This is a genomic window from Streptomyces beijiangensis (assembly GCF_017315755.1).
Lineage (GTDB): Bacteria > Actinomycetota > Actinomycetes > Streptomycetales > Streptomycetaceae > Streptomyces > Streptomyces beijiangensis.
The window spans coordinates 1-871 of the sequence record NZ_JAFLRJ010000410.1 but is presented as its reverse complement, the minus strand read 5'-3'; the positions used below and the strand labels follow the sequence as shown (position 1 = coordinate 871).

The following is an 871-nucleotide window of genomic DNA, read 5'->3' as shown; positions in this document are numbered from 1 at the left end:
CCGCCGCCCCCAGCGCCGCCCCGATCCCGACCGCGAGCAGCGACTCCCCCGCGACCACCCGCAGCACCTGGGAGCGCGTCGCCCCCACAAGACCGAGCGCCCTGAGCTCTTCCTTGCGTACCGACATCGCCATCACCAGCGTGCCCGCCAGGCCGATCGCCGTGTAGAGCAGCGCGATCCCCAGCACCACCCACAGGCCGAGCCGGGTCTGCGCGTTGGTGCGCGGGTGGGTCGCCGCCAGCCATTGGTCCGCCGTACGGACCTCGCCGCCCGTCGCCGCCACCAGCGCCGCCGTGACCACCGCCCGGTCCGCCCCGGGGCGCAGAGCGACCTCGATACGGTCCACCGGCGCCGACCCCGCATTGGCCGGCGTGACATACGCGCCGTTGTCGCCCGTCCCGATCGGCTGGACCCCCACGATCCGCAGCGACGCCCTGCGCCCGTCACCCAGCCACACCTGCACCGTCTCGCCGGGCGTGTGCTGTGCCCACTCCTCGTTGACCACGATCGAGCGGTCGTCCAGACCGGGGAAGGTGCCCACCGGCACCGCCCGCGCCTCCGACTTCACCAGCGCGACCCCGTCCTCCAGGGCGAAGACCCCTGTGGACGCGGAAGGCGTCAGAGTCGCCCCTGGCACAGGGCGCGTGGGGACCTTCAAGTCGTCGCCCGTCACGACCAGTTGGGCGTGCGTACGCCCCCGCGCCTCCGCCGCCTTCGCCTCCGTCTTGATCGCCGTCGTCCCCATCACCGTCCCGGCCAGCGCCACCGTCATCAGCACCGGCGCGGCAATCGCCGCCGTCCGCCGTACGGACGCCGCCGTGTTCTCCCGTACGAGCATCCCGACCGCCCCCGGCAGCCGCACCGCCCGCGC

1 protein-coding gene is annotated in these 871 nt (G+C 74.4%); it reads right to left on the bottom strand.

Features of this window, described 5'->3' with window-relative positions:
• A partial coding sequence (locus J0695_RS32935) for an FtsX-like permease family protein (RefSeq protein ID WP_372445855.1) occupies positions 1-871 on the bottom strand: 871 nt, incomplete at both ends.